Source organism: Tepidibacillus sp. HK-1 (assembly GCF_001748485.2).
Lineage (GTDB): Bacteria > Bacillota > Bacilli > Tepidibacillales > Tepidibacillaceae > Tepidibacillus_B > Tepidibacillus_B infernus.
Genome location: NZ_BDGM02000014.1, coordinates 58774 through 80225, shown reverse-complemented (window position 1 = coordinate 80225; position 21452 = coordinate 58774). Strand labels below are relative to the sequence as shown.

21 protein-coding genes are annotated in these 21452 nt (G+C 34.1%); 1 reads left to right on the top strand and 20 read right to left on the bottom strand.

What is annotated here, in order from left to right:
• Positions 1-141: 141 nt before the first annotated feature.
• The 15 genes from BEN26_RS08870 to BEN26_RS08800 all read right to left on the bottom strand — a co-directional run bounded on the left by BEN26_RS08870 (position 142) and on the right by BEN26_RS08800 (position 15599).
• Positions 142-1653, bottom strand: coding sequence for an AAA family ATPase (locus BEN26_RS08870; RefSeq protein WP_069798179.1), 1512 nt, complete (start codon positions 1651-1653; stop codon positions 142-144).
• Positions 1646-2188, bottom strand: coding sequence for a hypothetical protein (locus BEN26_RS08865; protein WP_069798177.1), 543 nt, complete (start codon positions 2186-2188; stop codon positions 1646-1648). Before BEN26_RS08865 ends, BEN26_RS08870 begins: the two co-directional genes overlap by 8 nt.
• Before the next feature lie 157 nt (positions 2189-2345).
• On the bottom strand, positions 2346-2825 hold the full coding sequence (locus BEN26_RS08860; RefSeq protein ID WP_069798175.1) for a cell wall elongation regulator TseB-like domain-containing protein: 480 nt from the start codon (positions 2823-2825) through the stop codon (positions 2346-2348).
• A 40-nt stretch (positions 2826-2865) separates the two neighbouring features.
• Positions 2866-3030, bottom strand: coding sequence for a YpmA family protein (locus BEN26_RS08855; protein ID WP_069798173.1), 165 nt, complete (start codon positions 3028-3030; stop codon positions 2866-2868).
• A gap of 496 nt (positions 3031-3526) precedes the next feature.
• Positions 3527-4486 (bottom strand): non-homologous end-joining DNA ligase, encoded by a 960-nt coding sequence (gene ligD / locus BEN26_RS08850; RefSeq protein ID WP_069798171.1) that lies wholly within the window; start codon positions 4484-4486, stop codon positions 3527-3529.
• A 32-nt stretch (positions 4487-4518) separates the two neighbouring features.
• Positions 4519-5457: an ATP-dependent DNA ligase gene (locus BEN26_RS08845; protein WP_069798169.1), complete on the bottom strand. Its 939-nt coding sequence runs from the start codon at positions 5455-5457 to the stop codon at positions 4519-4521.
• A 10-nt stretch (positions 5458-5467) separates the two neighbouring features.
• Positions 5468-6283 carry a non-homologous end joining protein Ku gene (ku, locus tag BEN26_RS08840; RefSeq protein WP_069798167.1) on the bottom strand — a complete coding sequence of 272 codons (816 nt, stop codon included), beginning with the start codon at positions 6281-6283 and terminating at the stop codon, positions 5468-5470.
• A 101-nt stretch (positions 6284-6384) separates the two neighbouring features.
• Positions 6385-7239 (bottom strand): ComEC/Rec2 family competence protein, encoded by an 855-nt coding sequence (locus BEN26_RS08835; RefSeq protein WP_069798165.1) that lies wholly within the window; start codon positions 7237-7239, stop codon positions 6385-6387.
• Positions 7240-7300: 61 nt separating this feature from the next.
• Entirely contained in the window at positions 7301-10120 is a 2820-nt protein-coding gene (gene dinG / locus BEN26_RS08830) for an ATP-dependent DNA helicase DinG (RefSeq protein ID WP_069798163.1), read from the bottom strand.
• Between the two features lie 104 nt (positions 10121-10224).
• On the bottom strand, positions 10225-11643 hold the full coding sequence (locus tag BEN26_RS08825) for a tetratricopeptide repeat protein (RefSeq protein WP_069798161.1): 1419 nt from the start codon (positions 11641-11643) through the stop codon (positions 10225-10227).
• A gap of 68 nt (positions 11644-11711) precedes the next feature.
• On the bottom strand, positions 11712-12671 hold the full coding sequence (locus BEN26_RS08820) for a biotin--[acetyl-CoA-carboxylase] ligase (RefSeq protein ID WP_069798159.1): 960 nt from the start codon (positions 12669-12671) through the stop codon (positions 11712-11714).
• Positions 12668-13891 carry a CCA tRNA nucleotidyltransferase gene (locus BEN26_RS08815; protein WP_181482253.1) on the bottom strand — a complete coding sequence of 408 codons (1224 nt, stop codon included), beginning with the start codon at positions 13889-13891 and terminating at the stop codon, positions 12668-12670. The genes BEN26_RS08820 and BEN26_RS08815 overlap by 4 nt, the downstream gene beginning before the upstream one ends.
• A 3-nt stretch (positions 13892-13894) precedes the next feature.
• The gene (mgsA, locus tag BEN26_RS08810) at positions 13895-14305 is read right to left on the bottom strand and encodes a methylglyoxal synthase (RefSeq protein ID WP_069798154.1); all 411 of its coding nucleotides are present in this window, start codon (positions 14303-14305) and stop codon (positions 13895-13897) included.
• Positions 14306-14336: 31 nt separating this feature from the next.
• The gene (gene dapB / locus BEN26_RS08805) at positions 14337-15092 is read right to left on the bottom strand and encodes a 4-hydroxy-tetrahydrodipicolinate reductase (RefSeq protein ID WP_069798152.1); all 756 of its coding nucleotides are present in this window, start codon (positions 15090-15092) and stop codon (positions 14337-14339) included.
• Positions 15093-15599 (bottom strand): tetratricopeptide repeat protein, encoded by a 507-nt coding sequence (locus BEN26_RS08800; protein WP_069798150.1) that lies wholly within the window; start codon positions 15597-15599, stop codon positions 15093-15095.
• A 216-nt stretch (positions 15600-15815) separates the two neighbouring features.
• Between BEN26_RS08800 and BEN26_RS08795 the strand changes: the two genes are divergently transcribed.
• Positions 15816-16667: a YitT family protein gene (locus tag BEN26_RS08795; RefSeq protein WP_069798148.1), complete on the top strand. Its 852-nt coding sequence runs from the start codon at positions 15816-15818 to the stop codon at positions 16665-16667.
• A gap of 74 nt (positions 16668-16741) precedes the next feature.
• On the opposite strand, the gene BEN26_RS08790 is transcribed toward BEN26_RS08795, so the two are convergent.
• From BEN26_RS08790 to BEN26_RS08770, 5 genes are all read right to left on the bottom strand, one after another.
• Entirely contained in the window at positions 16742-17530 is a 789-nt protein-coding gene (locus tag BEN26_RS08790) for a sporulation protein YpjB (RefSeq protein ID WP_069798146.1), read from the bottom strand.
• 42 nt (positions 17531-17572) lie between these two features.
• A complete protein-coding gene (locus BEN26_RS08785; RefSeq protein ID WP_068724353.1) occupies positions 17573-18190 on the bottom strand; it encodes a DUF1405 domain-containing protein in 618 nt (205 codons plus the stop codon).
• Between the two features lie 116 nt (positions 18191-18306).
• Positions 18307-18855, bottom strand: a complete 549-nt coding sequence (locus tag BEN26_RS08780; protein WP_069798144.1) for a ReoY family proteolytic degradation factor — start codon at positions 18853-18855, stop codon at positions 18307-18309.
• Positions 18856-18963: 108 nt separating this feature from the next.
• Entirely contained in the window at positions 18964-20076 is a 1113-nt protein-coding gene (locus BEN26_RS08775) for a hypothetical protein (protein ID WP_069798142.1), read from the bottom strand.
• An 88-nt stretch (positions 20077-20164) separates the two neighbouring features.
• Positions 20165-21442, bottom strand: a complete 1278-nt coding sequence (locus BEN26_RS08770; RefSeq protein WP_069798140.1) for a tetratricopeptide repeat protein — start codon at positions 21440-21442, stop codon at positions 20165-20167.
• Positions 21443-21452: the final 10 nt, after the last annotated feature.

The window sequence follows — 21452 nt, the reverse complement described above, 5'->3', positions numbered from 1 at the left end:
CTTTGCCGCCGGCTTCCTTCAGATTCCACCTCACGATGGACACCCTTGCCTTAGGCTAATGGTTGGTTGCTACATACCCCCATAACGGACTTTCACCGTCTAGTTAATCGCCATGCGTGGCGCACTAAAAAATAAGCCAAATCATCCGATTTGGCTTATCATTGTTTCATTAGATAGCTGACGAATCATCTCTCTAAACTCATCTCCTGAAAGTATTTCTTCATTTTCAAGATGTTCAAGAGCTTTTACAATAACTTCTTTATGTGATTGTAACAGATTGCTTGTTTTTTGTAGTAACAGATTTAAAATCTCATTACTCTCTTTTTCAAGTTTATCCTTCGAAATATAATTAGTATTGACGATTCCTAAAGATGTTAAACCTGTATCGATCATGTAATTAACTAAATTTAGTGCTTGTTCAAAATCATTTTTAGATCCAGTACTACGGTGACCATAAAAGATCTCCTCTGCAACCGAACCCCCTAAAGCAATCATGATCTGTTGTTCTAATGATTCACGTGTATGCAAGTATTGTTCCTCTTGGGGATTATGACGAACATATCCTAATGCTTGTCCACGTGGTCTCAAAGCAACTTGCGAGATACTACCAGGTTTCACGTTTTCAGCAACAATTGCATGCCCAAGTTCATGTATCGCTACCCTTCTTTTTTCTTGTTGCGAAGCAGTACGGTCCATTTGTTCCCCCATGATGACTTTATCAATCGCACTTGAAAAATGCTTACTCTTGATCTCTTTACTTTTGTCCCTCATCGCATAGATCGCTGCTTCGTTTGCGACACTCTCTAACTGTGCTCCAGAAAACTGATACGTTTCAATAGCTATTTGATTCAGATCTACGTCTGACGCTAGTGGTTTATTTGAAGTATGAATTTCCAAAATCTTTTTTCTGGCATTCTTATCAGGTAGATCGACTAAAATATGACGATCAAAGCGGCCTGGCCTTAATAGAGCAGGATCCAACATATCCTTTCTGTTTGTTGCTGCAATAACTAAGATTTGAGGTTGATCTCTACTTTGGATACCATCCATTTCGGTAAGTAGCTGGTTCAAGGTTTGGTCATATTCTCGTTGACTATTTGCGTCGCGTTTTCCACCGATTACATCAATTTCATCAATAAAAATGATCGCACTATTTTTTTGCTGCTTCTTAGCCAATGTTTTTGCTTCTTTAAATAAATCACGAACTCTTTGTGCTCCAACTCCTACATACATCTCAATAAACTCACTACCAGATGAAGCCACAAATACCGATCCCGTATAATCTGCAGCAGCTTTTGCCAATAATGTCTTACCTGTACCTGGTGGACCATCCATTAAAATTCCTTTCAATGGTCTAATCCCGTATTCTTTCATCTCTTCAGAATGTATTAAAAAGTCTAACGCCTCTTTTAATTCTTGTTTAGTTCTTTCGAGTCCACCAATATCTTCAAAAGTAATAATGGTTTTGCCAACAATATGATTTTTTTTCTTTATCTCTTGGTGTAATCCAGGTATACCACCTTTTTTCTCTGTGAGATAAAATGCTAATCCACCGATCAAGGTTAAGAAGAGAAGGGACCCTATATTTAAACCAATAAATGCAAAGAAGATAAATAAAGCGGGAATGATTCCCCAAAAAATATGTTTAGCCAATCTTTTTCACCTCCAGATTATTCGTTCGAGGCAAAATGAGATATAAAGAAGAATTTTTTTGATGAAGATCAATGTAGATTTGATTTTCATCCATAGAATAATTTGCCTTATCTAATAGGTATTCCTTCTTTAAGGCATTTATTGTTTTGGGTATTAAACTATATTGATGTTGATCAATAGCTTGTGCAATATAAAAATAGGATTCACTCCAAGCCTTCATCAACTTTTCGTCCTCAATCCCTTTACTTTTAAAATCCAAATTTAATTGACGTTTACCAAGATAGGGTTGTAATTTATCTTGTATTTGGTGATAGGTCAGCTGAAAGTTGTCAATTTTTTGAATAGATATACTTACGTTTATTTGATCTCGATCTATTTTTAAATCATCAAGAATAATCCCTTCAATAGAGGCTAATGCATTTTCAATAGGTTTTTTTATTTGAACGGTTTGATAGGTAAACCATCCACCGAATAAAACAACAAGAGACAATACAAGTATTATGATCGTTACTATCCATGGTTTTTTCTTTATCATTTTATTTCGCCCCTCCATATCTGTAAATCAAATACATATAATAGTATATCACATGATATATCATATGTTCTTTAGTAATTGCTACCATAAGAGTTGTATAGTAAATCATCAAAAATAAAAAAAGACTGTGACATTGCACAGCCAAATTAAAAAGAGATTATTTTCCCAATAAATACATTTTTATTAGTTCCCCTGTTTTTAAATCAAAATATTGATAACCAAATCTTCCTTGGTCATCCTTAAAAAGTACCTCATAAATCAAACGATCTACCTGCATAATTCCCGGTGTGATCCGTTTAATCGAACTATTAGGTTGTAGAGATAAGGCCTTCTTCTCAATCTCCTCTTTTTTTACCCAATTAGTTAAAAACTGGTAATTAATTTTATCATTTTCATTTAGCCAAATGATGAGTTGAATACCTAAATGATCTTTTCCCATAATTACATAATATTGCTTTTCACCAGTAAAATAGGATATTTCATCTATCTTGTCTAAAATAGAAACCTCTTGTCTTGCTTTCATCACCATTTGTTCTTCAATTTTTTTTTCTTTTGCCCAAATTCGATAAAAATAGGCAAACACAATAACTAACAATATGATCAGCAAGATTAAAGTTCTAATAATTAATTTTTTCATTTTATCCCCTATAAACTTTTCTTTTTAATTCTTTTATTTTTTAAGTACGGTAAATGGTAAAAACCATCAAATTTGGATCATTTTCATCTTTTGCTAATCCAAACATCAGATCGTCATATTTTAAATTTTTGTTTAAAAGATCCACTATTTTATATAAATCTGAAGTAGCTGTGACTTTTACTGATGCGATCAATTCAATTCCCATAAAGTGACCTTCCTTTTTTAACGGTAAATTAAGTATAATTTTCTTCCTGTATTCGTCCAAGTTTTTTCTTCTCTTATTATACTAGAGAAAACTTGACTTCTGTCAAGTCTTTGTGCAAACAGAAACCCTAGCACTAAGAACATAAGACGCGCTACATGACTAAAGTAGTGAAAAAAGGATAGAAAAAACAGACATCACAAAAATATGGGGGTCTGCCTGAAATAGGATTTCATATCCGCAAGATTTCAGGTAATAATAACAGTACACCTAAGGAGGTGATAAGCCTGAATAGCATCTCCAAAGGTCTAATATCACCGTTACATGTCAATCAAAGAGATCAGATTAAGATTCATGAAATGACAGCATGGTTTTTGCTATTCAAAGATCAAATGGACTTGCTGGATTCAAAGGATGAAGTGATTGGAAATTTTCGTATGAAGGATAATTTATTTACTATTTAAACATGTTTGTTAAATTTAGTATGAATAAAATTAGTCTACCTTATACCTCTTTCTTGCCTGCTACCTTGCAGGCCTTTTTTATCAGCAGAGAAAGTTTCATTTTTTCCTTTTGATAAGAACTGTATGATAGGATCTAAATTTTGTTTTGCTGATTCGGATAATAATGGGGAAAAAAGGTCTCCCTTTTTCTTTAAACGATCGATTACATTTAATAAATGAAATTGCTTAGGAGTGATTCCTTTTTCTAATTCTTTCCATTCAACAGGCATGGAAATAGTTGCTTCTATTGTGGCTCTTGGTGAATATACCATGGTTATGGTTTTTCCATGCCACATTTGCAGATAATCAAAGTATAGTTTTTTCCCCCTTTTATTAACTATTCTCTCGATTGTCACAATATCAGGAAATTTTTGGCTAAAGTATTGTGCAAAAAATTCATTAAGTTTTCTTGCCGTTTCATAAGTATATTTCTTTTCTATTGGGATATAAATTTGTAACCCTGTTGCCCCAGAGGTTTTTACCCAGCTTTTTATTTGTAAAGAATGAAGAGTTTCGTGAACCTTTAATGCAATATCAACTACTTCGTCAAAGATTTGTCCTTCAGATGGGTCTAAATCAAATACTAATGCTGTTGGATAATCTTCTGTTTGATATAGGTTAAACGCCGTATGAAATTCTAAAACAGCTTGATTGGCTAACCATGCCAAGGTTGCCTGATTATTTAGCAGAATATATTGAACCCCTCTCCATTCGTAACGCTCCACCCAGTTCGGTGCATAAACAGGAATATTCTTTTGGTAAAAAGATTTTCCACCTATGCCATCAGGAAAACGAATCGTTGTGAGTAAACGATCTCGAGCATGAGGTAATATATAGGGCGCTAGTTCTAATAATTTAGTAATGTAATCAATTTTGCGAATTTCCAAATTTGGCCATAACATTTTTTCAGGATTTGTAATACGAACCGGATACCCATCAATGGTGATAGAATTCACTGACCAACATTCCCTTCTTACATAACATACTTTTAGAAAGTACATTCATCTTTTGGATGATCAACAAAACCTTGAATACTTGGTTGTCTTAGGGTTTGATTCTCTGTCCATTCCATAAATTTAACTTTTACTGTGATTTGAGGACGAATCCAAATTGCCTCATTCATTCGCTCAGGTTTATTTATAAACGGACGTTCTTTTTGCACAAGTTCCTTCACTTTTTTTGTAAAGCTTCTCCAATCAGTATGTGTTAACTTTCCTGTACCAGCATGTCCAATATACCAAAGCTGTCCTTCTTGATCATATAATCCTAATAAAATTGCATTTACAATCCCCTCGCGAAGGGTGACCCCTCCAACTACTGCAATTAAATCTTGATAGTTTTTTATCTTTTGCCAACGACTATCTTTTCCATTGATGATGTATGAACTGTTAAGGTTCTTGACCACTATTCCTTCCATTTGATGTTGAACCACAACATTGAATAATTCCTTACCATCGTGATGAGAGGATACCAATTGTATAGTTGGATTAGGTTTAATGATCGCTGAAAGCGCCTTTATTCTTTTTTTTAATGGCCAGCTATTAATCCATTCCCCATTAAGATAGAGGATGTCAAAAATCATATAGGTGATCGGTACAATATTTTGCATACGTTTTATTTTGTCTAACCGGCGTATTCCATCTCGTTTCATGATTTCGTGAAATGAAGGCTTACCATCATTACCAAGGGCTATCACTTCGCCATCCAAAATAACAGAGTTTACATTACAATAGGATTGAATGTCAATCAATTCTGGGTAATGGTTTGTTCGTTCATTTAATTTTCGATTAAAAAGTTTGACATGATGACCATTAAAATATGATAAAATTCTTACTCCATCCCACTTTATCTGAGCAATCCATTTATCCCCCGTAGGTATCTCCTTTGTGATCGTCGGTTCAAAAGGAACAATTGGTTTGAATTCCATGATCTAACCCCTAACTTGCTGTTGTTTTCTTCTTTCTGCCTCTTGTTGTCTTTTTATTTGGAGAGGTCTGTTCGATACTTGCTTGTAAAGCTTGCATCAAATCGATTATATTTTTTTGAGGAGCTGATGGCGCCTGTTCAATCTCTTCTCCCTCAACTTTCTTCGCAATCAGATCTTGAAGTGCTTTACGATATTCATCGGTATACTTTTCCGGTTGAAAAGGTGCAGTAAGATTTTCAATTAACTGAATAGCCATATTTAATTCTTTATCATCAAGCTTCATCTTTTGTGGGATGCCAGGGATAAGTTGAACATCCCTTACCTCATCTGGGTAAAAGATCGTTTCAAGTACAAGAAGATTTTGATAGACACGCAGTGCAGCCAAGGATTGTTTTGACCTGATAGCAATTTTGGCAATGGCGATTTTCCCGGTGTCATTCATCGCTTGCCTTAGCAGATGATAGGCTTTTTCCCCAGTATCTTGTGGTGACAAATAATAGGATTTATCAAAATAAATTGGATCAATTTCACTAAGATTGACAAAATCTAAGATCTCGATTGATTTCTTGATTTCTGGTTTAATCGAATCCAAGTCTTCATCGTCAATTAAAACAAATCGCCCTGGCTCATATTCAAACCCTTTTACAATATCATCCCATTCCACTTCTACATTACAAGTCGGACAAGTACGAACGTATTTTAAAGGAGTACGGCAATCCCTGTGAAGATAGCGAAATTTTACTTCCTTTTCTTCTGTAGAAGCATACATTCTGATTGGGATATTCACTAAACCAAAACTAATAGAACCTTTCCACATGGTATGCATTAATAAGCACCTCCTATTCAGTTAGTGTTCGTCGAAATAGTAAAATCATACAAAAAAAAAGCCTGCTTGTGGCTTGTTTGCATTGATCAGTTAACCTAACCTCAATAGTTAACTCTTTCTAATGAATAATTCGTTCCATTACTAAGGATTTGCACTTCTCCTTCTTTTTCTAAAATCATCACGTCCATCCAAGATTCGTTTAACCGTTCAAGGACATCCTCGCTTAATGCATAAAGTTCACGATCACTTGAGAAAATGATACCAACTTGGGCATCCACTTTTTCCAAAAATGTTGCATCAGATCCAGCAACCCCACCAAAATCACTGACCTTCAAAATTTCAGATTTTAACGGATAGCGTTCTAATAACCTTTGTTCTATTTCTTGATTGATATCGCTTGTAAACAAGATTTGCACATCTTTATGGATCAATTGAAAAACAAGTGAATTCGCTTGAGGAGACAGAGAAAGAGGTTCGATTGGTGAAAGAACAACTATTTTTATATTTTGATTGATCTGAATTTCATCCTGAGCTTTTATTTTTTTTATTTTTTTTTGGTAAGCAGAGGGAATTGGAAAAGTCGACGAGATTAATTCTGGAATATAGATAGATTGTATCGAATACTGGTTGAGAATCTGATTAAAACCTCCAAAGTGATCATCACTTGGATTGGTCAAGATCAAGCCCTTTAATTGCCCAACTCCATGTTGATTTAACATTGTTAATAATTGTTCTGTACACTCAGGTGAACCCGTATCAATTAAATAAAATTCTCGATCTGAAAGTTGAATGAGAGTAGCTTCCCCCTGTTTTAGTGGTAAAAAAGAGACTAACATTTCATTAGGCTCAATCTCTATAAATTTGGCTGAAGGGACGGTTTTTTGATCTGGTAAACGAATATAAATAAAAGCAAAAATAAAGAGGATAACAGTGAAGACTCTGATAGTGAATTGCAAAACAATCACCTTCTAGTCAAAAAGAAATGTTACCCTCTATCTATATGAGTAAATACCAATTTTATTCCTTTTGCATCCAATCCTCAATAAACGCAATGATTTTTGTAAAGGGTTGATATTTAATATCCACTGGGGGTAATGACTTAATAAATGACTTCCCATAACGAGATTCAACTACCCTACGATCAAAGATAATGACAACACCCTTATCCTTTTTTGTCCTGATTAATCGACCAAACCCCTGTTTGAATCGAATAATAGCTTGAGGAACTGATAATTCCATAAACGGATTTTTATGATTCTCTTTTAATTTCTCTGTTTTTGCCTCATTGATCGGATGATTTGGTGGGGTAAAAGGTAAACGAACGATAACTAAGGCGCTTAGTGCCTCTCCTGGAACATCTACCCCTTCCCAAAAACTACTTGTCCCAAGCAAAATGGTATTCGGGTTCTCTGTAAACATCGTTGTTAGTTTAGAACGACTGTTGCTATCAATGCCATGACCTAAAACCTTTATTTGAAAAGGTGCTAGAATTTCTTTTAAGAGTGTATGAGTTCTTTGTAGCATCGAATGAGAAGTAAAGAGAACCAGAACTTTTCCACTAAGAGAAATCGCCACATCAGCGATATATTTTGCCAAATGTTCGATATAAATATGTTCAGATACTTCTTGTATATTTGGGAAATCGCTGGGTATACAGACTAGTGCTTGTTTCTTGTAATGAAAGGGTGAATCTAGCTTTATTTTTTTTAAATCTTTATCATCAGCTTCAAACCCAAATTCCTTACTACTAAAGTTGAATGAGTCATTTACACTTAATGTTGCTGATGTGAATATCACACTTTCTTTCCTATCAAATAAGAATTCCTTCAGGTAGGACCCAACTTCAATCGGTGCCGCATATAAGTATGAGCTCAATCTTTTTCCACGACTTTCTGTCTCAACCCAAAATACCATTTCTTTATTTTGTAGATGATTCCATTCTGAAAAAGCAAACATCATTTCCTTTATCTCTTTTAGATATCCATTCAAATCAATAACCATGTTTTCTTCTGCTTCAACATGTTTCAATCGGCGCAAAACATCCTCAAGTAAATTGCTTAAGTCAGTAAGCTGAATATAAAGATTGTTCGCGATCTCCTGAATGGTGATCCAATTTTCTCGTTCTTTTATTTTGTCTGTAACTCTTAATGTCTTGCGACCACTCTCCTGAGCAGAAGCTTCTTTGTTCACAAAATCCCCAATCATTGAAAAATAAAGTTGAAAATCATTTTCTATTCTTGGTAATAAAGAAATGATCTGGTTTTGAATAAAGTTGGCAATAGGAAAATAGTCTGGATTTTGCGAATGAATCAAATCATTCATAAGCAAAACAAGAAAACCATTTTTTGCATCTTTATATAATCTTTGCAATAAACGGTTTACCACATATTGATTGACCTCAAATCCTAAATGTTTTGATGCCACTTCACTAAAATGATGAGCTTCGTCAATCACCAACCGTTGATAAGCAGGTAAAATCCGATGTTCAGCTTTTAAATCAGTTAATAACAATGAATGATTTGTAATAATAAGATCAGCATTTTGAGCCTTTTGTTTTGCTTTATGATAAAAACACTGTCTAAACCAAGGGCATGAACGATTTAAACATGAATCCGCATCGCTTTTCACTTGTTGCCAAAGATCACGTCCACTTAAAGATAAGTTAATTTCTTCAACATCGCCTGTTTCGGTTTGAGCAACCCATGTTAGCATCTGAGATAAATTTACAGACTGCTCTTTGTTTGGTTCTTCATATGGAAATTGATTTAGTTGAAGTTCAAACTTTCTTAAACATAAGTAATTATTTCGTCCTTTTAAAATCGTTGCCTTAAAATCAAAAGGTAAGGTTTTTTTTAGTAAGGGAATATCCCTTTGATATAACTGCTCTTGTAGGTTGATTGTATGAGTAACAATTACAATTTTTTCTTCATGTTGTTTTGCCCAAAAAATAGCAGGGATTAAATAGGCTAAAGATTTCCCAGTTCCAGTTCCTGCTTCGACCATTAAATGATATCCTTCCTCAAAAGCATTCATGACTTCTAAAGCCATTTGTTCCTGAGCAGGTCTTATTTCAAAATCAGGAAAACGTTCAGATAATAATCCATTTTTTTCAAATATAAGATCGAATGATAACTTAGTTGATTTTTCAGTAGGAATCCTAGAATTATCTATCTCTTCTTTTTTCAAGGCGATTTGATTGATCAACTCATAATGCTCATCTTCAGAATAAAAACATATTTTTTGATGAGTCATTTCTTCTACGATTAGATACAAATCGTGGTGAGTGTTCTTTATCAATTCTTGTAAACGCTGGAGATAGGCCAATGGCATTTCCTTTAGGCGATTAAACAATTGTAAAAGTATAGTTGCTGTTGCATATGCATCAGCATCAGCACGGTGTGGTTGTTCATGAATAATCTCTAATTCCTGTGTCATCGAGTCTAACTTATAACTTTGCACCATTGGTAATAAAATCCTGGACATATCCAATGTATCGATAACAAGGCCAGAAAATGGGAGGTAGCCAAGTTGGTCTAGAGCATTTTGGATAAAAGCTAAGTCAAAAGGGGCATTGTGGGCAACAAAAACCGAACCTTCTAATAAAGAAAGCAGCTTTTGCATGACTTCATCGATTTTTGGTGCATTCTTAAGCATATCTTCATTGATTCCAGTTAAATCTTGGATATATGATGGAATTAATTTGTCGGTATATACAAAAGAAGAATAGGTTTGTTTGATTTTATCATCTTCTATTAAAACGGCACCAACTTGAATGATGGTATCCTTATCCGGCTGATTACCTGTTGTTTCTAAATCTATGACTATAAAGCGATTCAATTGTGTCACCTCTAACCTTTTCACGCATTCTTTTATACTATACTAGGAAATAAAGGATATGAAAAGGTGAAAGAAGAAAAAAGCCCAAAACAAAGGGCTTATCTTTAATGAATCAACTTTAGCCAAGAATTTTTAGCTTCCTCCACATGGCCAAGTAAATAATGGTTATAGCCTAAATAGAAATCTAAGAAGGGAAACTTAATCCCTGCCATTAAGGCTTTTTCCAAATGTTCTAATGATTTTGAAGGTTGGTTTTGATCTAAATAGATCAAGCCTTTAACAATGTGTCCCAATCCACTCACTCTTAGATCAGAAGAAGAAAGAAGGATTGAACAAAATTGATCCGTTTTAAGCTGATTTCGATTAAGATAATATAATCTGGCTAAATTTGCAATGATATAGGAACTAAAAATGGAATTGCCATCATTTAATTGGAATAAATGATTCAACGCCCTCAAGGCTTGCTTATGATCGAAGGCATCGGTTTTCATCCACGCGAATAACAATAGCCCTTCAGGATCGTCTCTTTTTATGGATAAGGCTTGTTTTAATAAAACCATTCCCGTTTCTTTATTCCCTTTTAACCATTCATTCTTGGCTAAGCCAAGCAAAGCTTCTGGTTGAAAAGGTTCAAGTTCCAGCCATTTTTTATACCATTGTGTCGCCTGTTCGAAATGAAGTCGTTTTTCAAAATTAACGGCGATTTGTCGGACGATCATCGGTTGTTTGGCAATGGTATATGTTTTTTTTAGCCATTCAATCGCTTGGTCATATTTCCCTAATTTTTGATATGCTTTACCCAAATAAAATAAGACTTCCCAATCATTTGTATTGATTTGAGCCAATTCTTTCAAATAGGAAATGGATTCATGATAATGCTTAGTTTGATAGTAAAGCATTGCTAAATTAAAAATAGGTTCTGTCCAATTCTTCTTTAATTCTATTGCTTTCTTAAAATGATAAATTGCTTGTTCTTCATCACGTTTAAGGCCATAGATCATCCCTAATAGATTATGTCCAAGAGAAAGAAGGTCTGGATCATCTGAATATTTGAAAAGAATCAGAATTTCACGTTTGGAATAAGCGTATTCTTTCTTCTTAAAATAGGTCATTGCTGTATATAACCGAGCTAAATTAAAATCAGGATATTTCTTCGTTGTTGTCTCAAGATGAAGTATAGCTTGATCGTACATCCATAAATCAAAGAAACCTATACCCTTTTGAAAAGTGATGAAATCCTCTTCATCAAGTTTTATGACGACTTCAGAATCTTTTTCAGTCATCGTGTCAGTATCTTTCATTGCATGAAGATCCATATCTAACAAACCATGATCTTTTTCGAACTGACGTATTTTTTCATTTAATTTTTTTAATTCTCCAGTAATCTCTTCACTCATCTCTTTGATCGATAAATATTTTTCTAATAAAGATAATTCTTCATCTATGCTATTGGTAACCTCAAATTCTTTACCTAATCGATCCAATGTTTGAGTCATATGGGCAAATAGCTCATGGTGAATCATTAATTAGCCCTCCCTTCCTATCCACAGTGTTTGTCATAGATAGGAAGAATATACGACCCTAAACTGATTTAGATGGTTATATCACCGGAAACAACTTTAATCATTTCTCCATTTTCTTTCTTAACGATTAAATATCCGTTCTCATCTACCCCATATATTTGACCATAAATAAAAGATGTTGATTGCGTAACAACGATAGGGGTTCCTTTCTTTAATAAAAGTTGATTATATTCATCAAAAAAGGGTGCAAATCCTTTCTGATGAAATAGCTCATATTTTTTTTCAAATTGTTCTAGGAATTTACATAGAATTTCAATTCTTCTTGGATTCTGATTGATAAATTCTTCTAAAGATCCTGCTTTTTGTTTAAGTTCCAATGGATATTTGGTTTTATGCGTATTAAGTCCAATTCCAATGATCAAATAGTGAATCTGATCTTGCTCTCCATGCATCTCTGTAAGAATTCCTGCAATTTTTTTCTTTTCAAAATACAGATCATTTGGCCATTTAATTCGAATATCAATTCCATATAAACTTCTTAATGCATTTGTAAGTATGATAGAGGCAAATAAAGTAATTTGAGGTGCTTCGTTATAACTAAAAGAGGGGCGTAATAGGATACTCATCCAAATCCCTTTTCCTTCGTTAGAAAACCAAGATCTTCCTAGTCTACCTTTTCCATTTGTTTGTTCATTCGCAATGACAATTGTTCCATGCTTAGCCCCTTGTCTAGCTAATTCATGTGCTTTAGTCTGGGTAGAATCGATTGATTTAAAATAGACAACGTTGCTCCCAAATATCTTTGTGTGACATTCTCTTTGGATGATCTCTGAAGAAATATCATCGGGTTCATTTAATAATCGATACCCTTTTTTTCTTACGGCTTCAAATTGGTAACCTTCCTTTTTTAACTCTTCAATTTGTTTCCAAATTGCTGTTCTTGAAATTTGCATTTGTTGACTTAGTTCTTCTCCGGAAATAAACTGGTGATTCGATTTTAAAAAAATTTCCTTTAGCTTTTCCCTCATTTTTGATCCCCTTTTAATTCTAATGATTTCTTTAATAAGATCTTAGGATCGTTTAAAAGTTGGCCATATACCACCTGCTCAAAAAGCTCCTCTAAAAGTTCTCTTATCCAAGGCCCACCTGGGCGATTAAAGAATTGCAGAAGATCATTTCCTGTAATGGCTAAATCTTTTATTTTTCTTACCTTTAAATCTTGATCTGTATAGAGTAGCTTTTGTTGCCAGTATAACCTTTCTTCTTCGCTGATCTGCCCTAACATCCAGGTCATTTCTATGGCTTTAGAACACGATTGAAAATCTAATTCAACCAAGCAACGTTTAAGCTGAATCAGTTGTATTCCACCTTGCATCATAGTTAAGGCACTAAAGATTTTATTGATCTTTACTTGTTCTTTTTTAGAAAATTTCATTTCACTTAATAAAAACAACCGTTCCTCTTCCTTTAAAAAATAAAATATGATTACCCAGCGTAAGAGGACATCAGATGTTTTAGATAATAATTCAGACAATTCTTTAGGATATAAGCTTATAAAACGTGTATCCTTCAACCCTCGTATATATTGGATCAGGCCAAGTTCAAATAAACCCGAAATTCCATATCCCGGGTTTTCTGAAGCCATTATCTTGTCCATTTCTGATTTAATTCTCTCCATTGCAATATATTGTAAGTAGGATCCAACCTCTAAGATGCCTTGTTTTGTTTCTTCCTCTATCTGAAATTGTAGTTGAGAAGCAAAGCGAATAGCTCTCATGATACGCAAAGGATCTTCGAGAAAACGGTCTTTTGGTTTACCGACGCTAATAACCAACCTAGATTTAAGAGCGGCCTGTCCTTGGAATGGGTCAATTAATAGACCATTAACATCCATGGCCATAGCATTTATGGTAAAATCCCTTCTCTTTAAATCTTCAACTAAACTAGAGACAAATTCAAGATGCGAAGGATGACGATAATCAAGGTACTTACCCTCCTTACGAAAGGTCGTAACTTCAAAAGGCACTCCTTCTTCAACGATCGTAACAGTACCATGCTTCAATCCAGTTGGAATTGATTTAGGAAAAATCTGCATCACCTCTTCGGGTAAAGCATTTGTTGCGATATCGATGTCATGAATTTCCCTTCCTAAGAGAAGGTCTCTAACCATTCCGCCAACAAAGTATGCTTGATAGCTATTCGTGTTAAGTTGTTTTAATATTTTTCTTCCAACTTCAATCTTCTCCAACATTTATTCTCCTTTATACTTGTGTACAACCTCTCTCCAGGCAAAATCTCCTTTTTCCATCGCTTTAACGAGGATTTCAGCAGTCGCAACATTTGTGGCAACAGGTATACCATAAACATCACATAAGCGTAATAGTGCAATAATATCAGGCTCATGGGGTTGAGCTGTAAGCGGATCTCTAAAGAAAATAATAAGATCCAACTCATTTTCCGCTACCATTGCACCGATTTGCTGATCTCCTCCCAAGGGACCAGATTGAAAACGATGAATTTGCAAATTGGTTTGTTCCATAATCCTCTTTCCTGAAGTCCCTGTCGCATATAACTGATGTTTTGAAAAAAAAATTTCATAGGCAATCATGAAATTTACCAATTCATCTTTTTTACGGTCATGTGCTACTAAAGCAATTTTCATTTTTTTCTCCTCTATTCTTTTGATTTCTTGACTAATCTAATAAATGTTCTAATCCATAAACTATGCCGCTTAAACTTTTTACTTTTTTAATGGCTAAATTCACTCCTGGCATAAAAGACTCTCGATGAATAGAATCATGACGAATGGTTAAAGTCTGACCTAAGTCACCAAAAATCACTTCTTGATGAGCAATCAGACCAGGAAGTCTTACACTGTGAATGCGAAAACCTGAATATTCCCCACCTCGTGCACCTTTTAAAACCTCTTTTTCATCAGAGTGACCTTGGTAAATTTTCTTTCTACTTTTGCTAATCAGTTCAGCTGTTTTTATTGCCGTACCCGATGGTGCATCAAGTTTTTGATTATGGTGCATTTCAATGATTTCAACATGGGGCATGTATTTTGCTGCGATTTCTGAAAATCTCATCATTAAAACGGCACCTATTGCAAAATTTGGGGCAATTAAACCACCAATGTCAAGCTCTTTCGCTAGCTTGTCCAAAGTTGAAATTTCCTCTTGAGAAAGCCCAGTGGTTCCAACAACTGGGCTAACCCCCATTTGCATAGCGATTTCTATATTTTTTTTAACAACATGTGGCGTTGTAAAATCAACATAGACATCTGGCCTTCCAGCAATGATTCCCTCTTCAAGCGTTCGATAACAATCAGATCCAGTTGGATCGACTCCGCCAACATATTCTAATTCCTCATCATTTAATACCATCTTGACTACCTCTTGACCCATCTTGCCATTCGCTCCAGCGACCATTACTTTCATTTTGCTCATTCAATCACCCTCTTTGTACAATTTAGAATAATATTCACGTAGTTCTTTTGCTTGTTGATGAAATGGATCTAATCCAAATACCATATTAAATTCCTTTATAGCTTGCGATAGTCGTTGTTTTTCACCATAATAGATACCTAAGATAAGGTAAGCCTCAATATTTAAAGGATCCAGTGTTTTAGCTTGAATCAATATATTTTCAATTTCTTCTGTAAGTATCCCTTTTTTCATCAAATCTACTGCAACCATGACTAGATTTTTGGCCTGTAAGATTTGAAGATGGTACCTATAGGTTAGGTTATACTGGAGTTCGCAAGCTTTTTTGGCTGCTTCTATTGCTTCTTTCATATCTCCATTTCTAGAGTAAGTGATAGATAATTTGTAATAATATGAAGCATTTGTTGGTTCACACCGAATGGCTTTATTAAAAGCATCAATCGCTTTTTGAAAATCATTTTGGAATATGGCATGATAGGCTTCTAAAAGATATTTTCTTCCTGAACTCATTTGCCTTCACACCTTTTTGCTAGCTGTAGCCCTTTGTATAAGATAATATATGACTGAAGCACTAGTTCGGTGTATTCTAGTGTCCATTTCATCAATATTTTTAATAACGTTATCGTACCCAATTTTTTCTTATAAATCAATAGATATGGGAAATTCTTGCATTTGACGAGAGATTATTTGTATAATGAGAATGATTTTGACATGAGGAGTTGTCCTATGAACTTAAGTATTAAAAATTTGAGCTATCATCTTAAGAATCTTTTTTTTATTGCAATCGGAGCCTTCATTTTTGCCTTTGGTCTTAATTATTTTACAATTGCTAATCGTTTGTCGGAGGGTGGCTTTACTGGGATTTCTTTATTACTGAACTACATCTTTGGTTGGTCTCCAAGTGTTGTAATCCTTATCTTAAACATTCCTTTATTCATTATTGGTTGGATGAAGCTTGGCCGCAATTCAATGATTTACACCATCATTGCCACTGTTTTAGTCTCTTTATTCCTATGGTTAACAGAGGATTTTCGAGAACCTGTTCTTGATCTACTTCTTGCCTCCCTATATGCAGGTGTGTCCGTAGGAGTTGGTTTAGGCATTATTTTCCGTTATGGCGGGACAACTGGAGGTGCAGATATTATTGCTAGATTAGCTCATAAGTACTTTGGTTGGGGCATGGGTCGTACGATGTTTATTTTTGATGCCTTTGTCATCGCTGCTTCCTATTTTTATATTGGAAGGGAAAAAGCAATGTATACATTAGTTGCTGTTTTTGTTGGGGCTAGAATTATCGATTTTGTACAAGAAGGAGCTTATGCAGCAAAAGCTGCCACAATTATTTCGGATCATGTACCAGAAATCTCATCAAAAATCATAAAGGAAATGGACCGAGGTGCAACCATTTTGAAAGGAAAAGGTGGATACACTGGAAGTGATAAAGAGGTTCTCTACTGTGTGATTAGTAGAAATGAATTAACACGATTAAAATATTTAATTCATTCCATCGACCCAAAAGCTTTTGTGGTTGTCAATAACGTTCATGATGTGTTAGGTGAAGGATTTGAAAAAAAATAAAATAGCAAAATCAGGTGGAGTAACTCCCCCACCTGATTTCCTGAAATTCTAATGTAATTTAAATAAGTTTATTTTTAAGTTGAATAACGAACTCCTTTAAACTTACGCCAGATTACATAGCTTAAGGCTATAAAGATTGTAATACCCATTCCAACAGATGTTCTCCAAATCGTATTTTCCCCCATATAGTTAACCCATGTTTCTTTTCCATCACCATAAAATAATTGATTTATATTTGTTCGTAATTGATTGAGAAGGATTTCCTTATTTTGATCTACTTGTTGGCTAACCAGTGCCTTAATCAATGAATCAGTTCTTTCAACAACATACGGAGGCTTCACTACGATAATAGCTGGCCTAATTAAGAGATAGTCATTTTGAAAATGAGTATAGGCTACTTCTATTTGTTTTGCATCTTTACTTTTTATTTTTTGCTCGATTGTATTTAAATCTTTATTAATTACCGAATAGTAACGATGCCAATAAGGTTGTAACGGGTGAGTAAGAGCATCTATCGCTAGATACAATTGTGTCGCTGAATAGAGAATAGATTTTTCATTTGGTGAAATAGCAGCAAGTTCTTTTTTTGAGTGGATGATGACTGCTGATATTGCTTCAATTCCTTCTGTAGTGGTTAACCCCTTATAGGAGATGGTAGGAAATAAGAGTGACAACTTTACAAGTTCCCCTTTTGCAGCTGCGTACTCTTTTATCTTTACTTTTTCATAGAATATTTGCGATAATCTTTGCAATTCTTGTAATTTGCTCTCTTCTGTCTCTGAAGCATGAACGAATGGTATATATAATTGAAAGAAAAAGAAGATTATCGCTATAACCATGACACCATAATTTTTATTAAACATCCGATTCACCCCTTATCCTATACTATTAGGGGTTGTACGACTTTATGCTTTGTTTCTCCTTAAAGTGAAAAATAATAAAAAAGTAAATAGACTTAGAGCAAGTGTATATTTCCCTACAACATGATCGATTTGACTAATGCTTTCCGGTAACCATGGATGTACATCCTGAGTATAATCAACAAAATCATTGATGATAATCCATACCCCTGAGATAAGAAGTTCGGTTATGCCAAAGGAATACTTCTTGACATATAAAATTGCTTCAAATGCCATTCCTAAATGGGAAATTATTAACATCACATCAATCCATGTAATCGATTGGATTGTAATAAGATGAATTAATGAGTGATCTTTTGCTAATGCACCCCAAATAATCATCGCTACCGCCCATATTCCATATTTGAAGGAAGTTAGTGCTGCAATTGCTTCGATTAGAGGGGCTTTCTTTTTAAAAAGGAAAAGGATAAGAAACAAAGTAAAAAAAGTACTAGATGTTGGGCTATCAGGTACAAAAATGATCCATTTTTTTGGGGAGGCCATAAGTTGATTTTTGTACCAATAAAATCCATAAATCGAACCTAAAAAATTAATCACAATTAATGAGATTAGAAACCATCGTTTTTCTAAATAGGATTGAATCGAATTCCATATGTACTGCATCGTATTACTCCTCTCAACTAAGTAGAAAAAATATCCACTCTATTTTAACACAAAACCCATAATATTGAAGCAAACAGAAAAAACCTGAGTATAAAGGATACCCAGGTTTAGAAAATTTATTTTTCTTCTTCATTTAATAATTGTTTAAGTTGATTGGTTAGTTCTATAAAGGTTTCTTTATCACCTTTGATTAAAGCCACATCGATTGCCGCGTATAATTGCTCCTTATTAAACTGACGAACCGCCTTATCCAAGACCATCTCCGCCATAAGATCCAGCAAAGAATCCTTCACAAGGTTTTGTCTTTCCATCGGATTTCCCTCCAATACCGCGGCATATTCCGGGGAGTTTTCCCGGTCTTTAAAAAATAAACCGATATATATTTCTTCCTCTGGATTAGAACGAATATCTAAGAATGCTGCCTCTACATCAGGAGTGACACGATTTTTTTTGTAAAACTTAAAAGGTGTTAATGTAACACACTCAGATGAAATAAATAAAGATTTGGGTAGGTCATGAATGTCTTCAACGAAATGTACTTTTTCTAATATTTTATCATTTGAAGCGATATAAGTAAGTAGCCAAGCTGCTTCTTTTTTTGCTAATGTGTACGAACTTAAAAACCATTTAATAAAATCTTTTTTGTCATTCACTGTGATCATCATAGTGCCTACCTCCTATCATATAAATATGTTTGTGTTTTTATATTATATTCGAAAAATAGCAAGATTTCCTTTCCTTTTTTTAAAAAAGTGTCAGAAAAGTTTTGGAACTTAATATACGATCTCCTTTGCCTCAAAACTCTCAAAGTCATTAATCCAGTGATGTCCTTCTTCCGTTACACGTAAAAATGGAATCCCATCATCATTTCCTAATTGAATGAGACCAAGATGTAGCATCATTTTGATGATTCGTTCTTGAAAAATCTGTTCTTTTTTTTCATAATAATGGTCTTTCAACCAAAAGAGAGTTAACTCTTGTAAATGATCTAAACGTACCCATTGTTGATATGACATCAGATCGATAAAACGAACGATCAAAGGCAAAAAGGGAATGGGATGTTTATATAAACGAACCCAAAATTGATATAGTTTCTTGCTTTCCTTCATTCGTTGATGTGATCGTTCAACCCATTGGATTCCTAATGTGGTTAAGCCTAAAAAACCTTTTTCTCCTTCATCAATCCATTTTTGATAATATGCATAATCATACAGCAACGAGAAACGGTCTGGATATTCATCATACCTTCTACCATATCCAAAACGAAATGCTTGTCGTTTTAAAGGCTCCTCAGGTATGATAAAGGACTGAAAAATGGCATATTGCTGTCTTTTGTAGATGTTCCCTTCATTTGTTAGATAGATATCCTCTTTGAGTATTGTATTTAGAAAGGTGAGTAAATCAGAAAATAAAAGATCTATCTCATCACGGTAAAAAGGGATTTCCTCTTTCACAAACACTTGTTTTTGTAATTTTCGAATAAGTGATTGTAATATTTTCTTTTTTAGGTCTTCGGGTACTAAATAGATCAGTAAATGTTTCTTCCCCACTCCTTGAAAGATCCAACCTTTTTTCAATGCTGTTAATACAATTTCTCTTGGTTTTTCATTTGATTGTTGAAGTTCAATTGCTTGTTTTCCTTTTGCTAATAAATCTTCGATTGTGTATTTGGTTCGTGAGTCTAAATATAATAATTGAACAAAAGTGCGTTCTATATCAGTTAGTTGATCGATCATTTCCTCCAATGTTTTATTTTGAAAAAGAGTATAAATAATGGATTGAATCATCTCTGTTTTAGAATGGCGGTCACATTGACATTGATAATGGTCAACAATTTTATTGATATGCTGTATATCTGCATAGATTAACATTTCATTAAGATTCAATGTGATCATCTCCATGGCCTGTATTTTTACTATTATTGCCATGATTTAACAATAAATATTCCATTTAATATCAAAAAAAGACCAAAATCTACTCTTGGTCTTTTAATAATTGTAAGAGTTGTTCCTTAATCACGTTCAGTTGTACCTGTGTAGGATCTATTGCTAAAGATTGTTCTATCATTGATAATGCCTTATTATACTGCTTTGTTTCTGCATAACAAGCAGCTAATTGTGTCAATATTTTTGGGTCAGGCTCTATTTCGATCTGTTTTTCATAACACTCAATCGCTTTTTCTATTTCACCATTTTTAAAATACAAATCACCTAAATCATGACAAATTTCTTCATCTGAAAATTCATGATATATCATTTCATATTGCTGGATAGCCTCTTTAACATCTCCATATGCTTTAATTATTTTGGCATACATCAAATGTAAATTTAGATCATCCGGATCAATTTCCAACGCTTTATATAGAATTTCTTTTGCTTTTTCCCATTCTTCCTGGTGTAAATAAATTTTCCCTATTCTTTTTAAAGCAGGTAAAAAGTATTCATCGATACTTAATATCTTCTCTAATTTCTGAAGTGCCTGTTCATGTTCATGTTCCCTTTCATAGGCATCAGCCAAAGAGGTCAAAACCTCTAAATTTTCTGGTTGTAATTCTGCGACCCTTTTTAAAGCTATAATCCCTTCAGAAATTTGACCGATCTGAACAAGTAACATTCCTTTTAGGTATAAAGCCTCCTCTTGATCAGGATACCTTTTAAGAACCTCTTCGTAGTGGTGTAATGCTTCATCAAAATGTCCAATACTATATTCAGCTTCACCTAATGCTAAAAAATATAAAGGTTCTTCTCCATCTAGTTCAGTTGCCTGTCTAAAGCCTTCAATTGCAGACTCAAAATCACCTAATTCAAAAGCGTATAACCCTTTCTGATAATAATAAAAGGGAATCTCCTTATTTTCTTCAATTGCTTTGTTAATATATCGATAAGCCACTTCTGGTAACCCTTCATCAAAATAAAGTTGGGATAAAAAAACATAATCATCATCTGTGGGATCAAGACTAATAATTTGATGCATTAATTCTAGTGCCTGGTCATAATCCCCTTCTTTATAAAAGATTTCAGCTTGTAATCTATTTAATTCAATTGGCTGAATCTGATCTTTAATCTGTTGAAGCATATCCTTGGCATCCTCAACATGCCCTAAAAATAAATGAATCTTTATGATATCTATTTTTTCTTCTGAATTTAGCTTATGTACATCAATACTTTTTAAAAGAGTTAATCCTTCTTCAATATTTCCACTTTTAAATTGCTGAACCATATCTGCAATGCGCTCGGAAAAAGACTGCGGCATAAAATTGCAC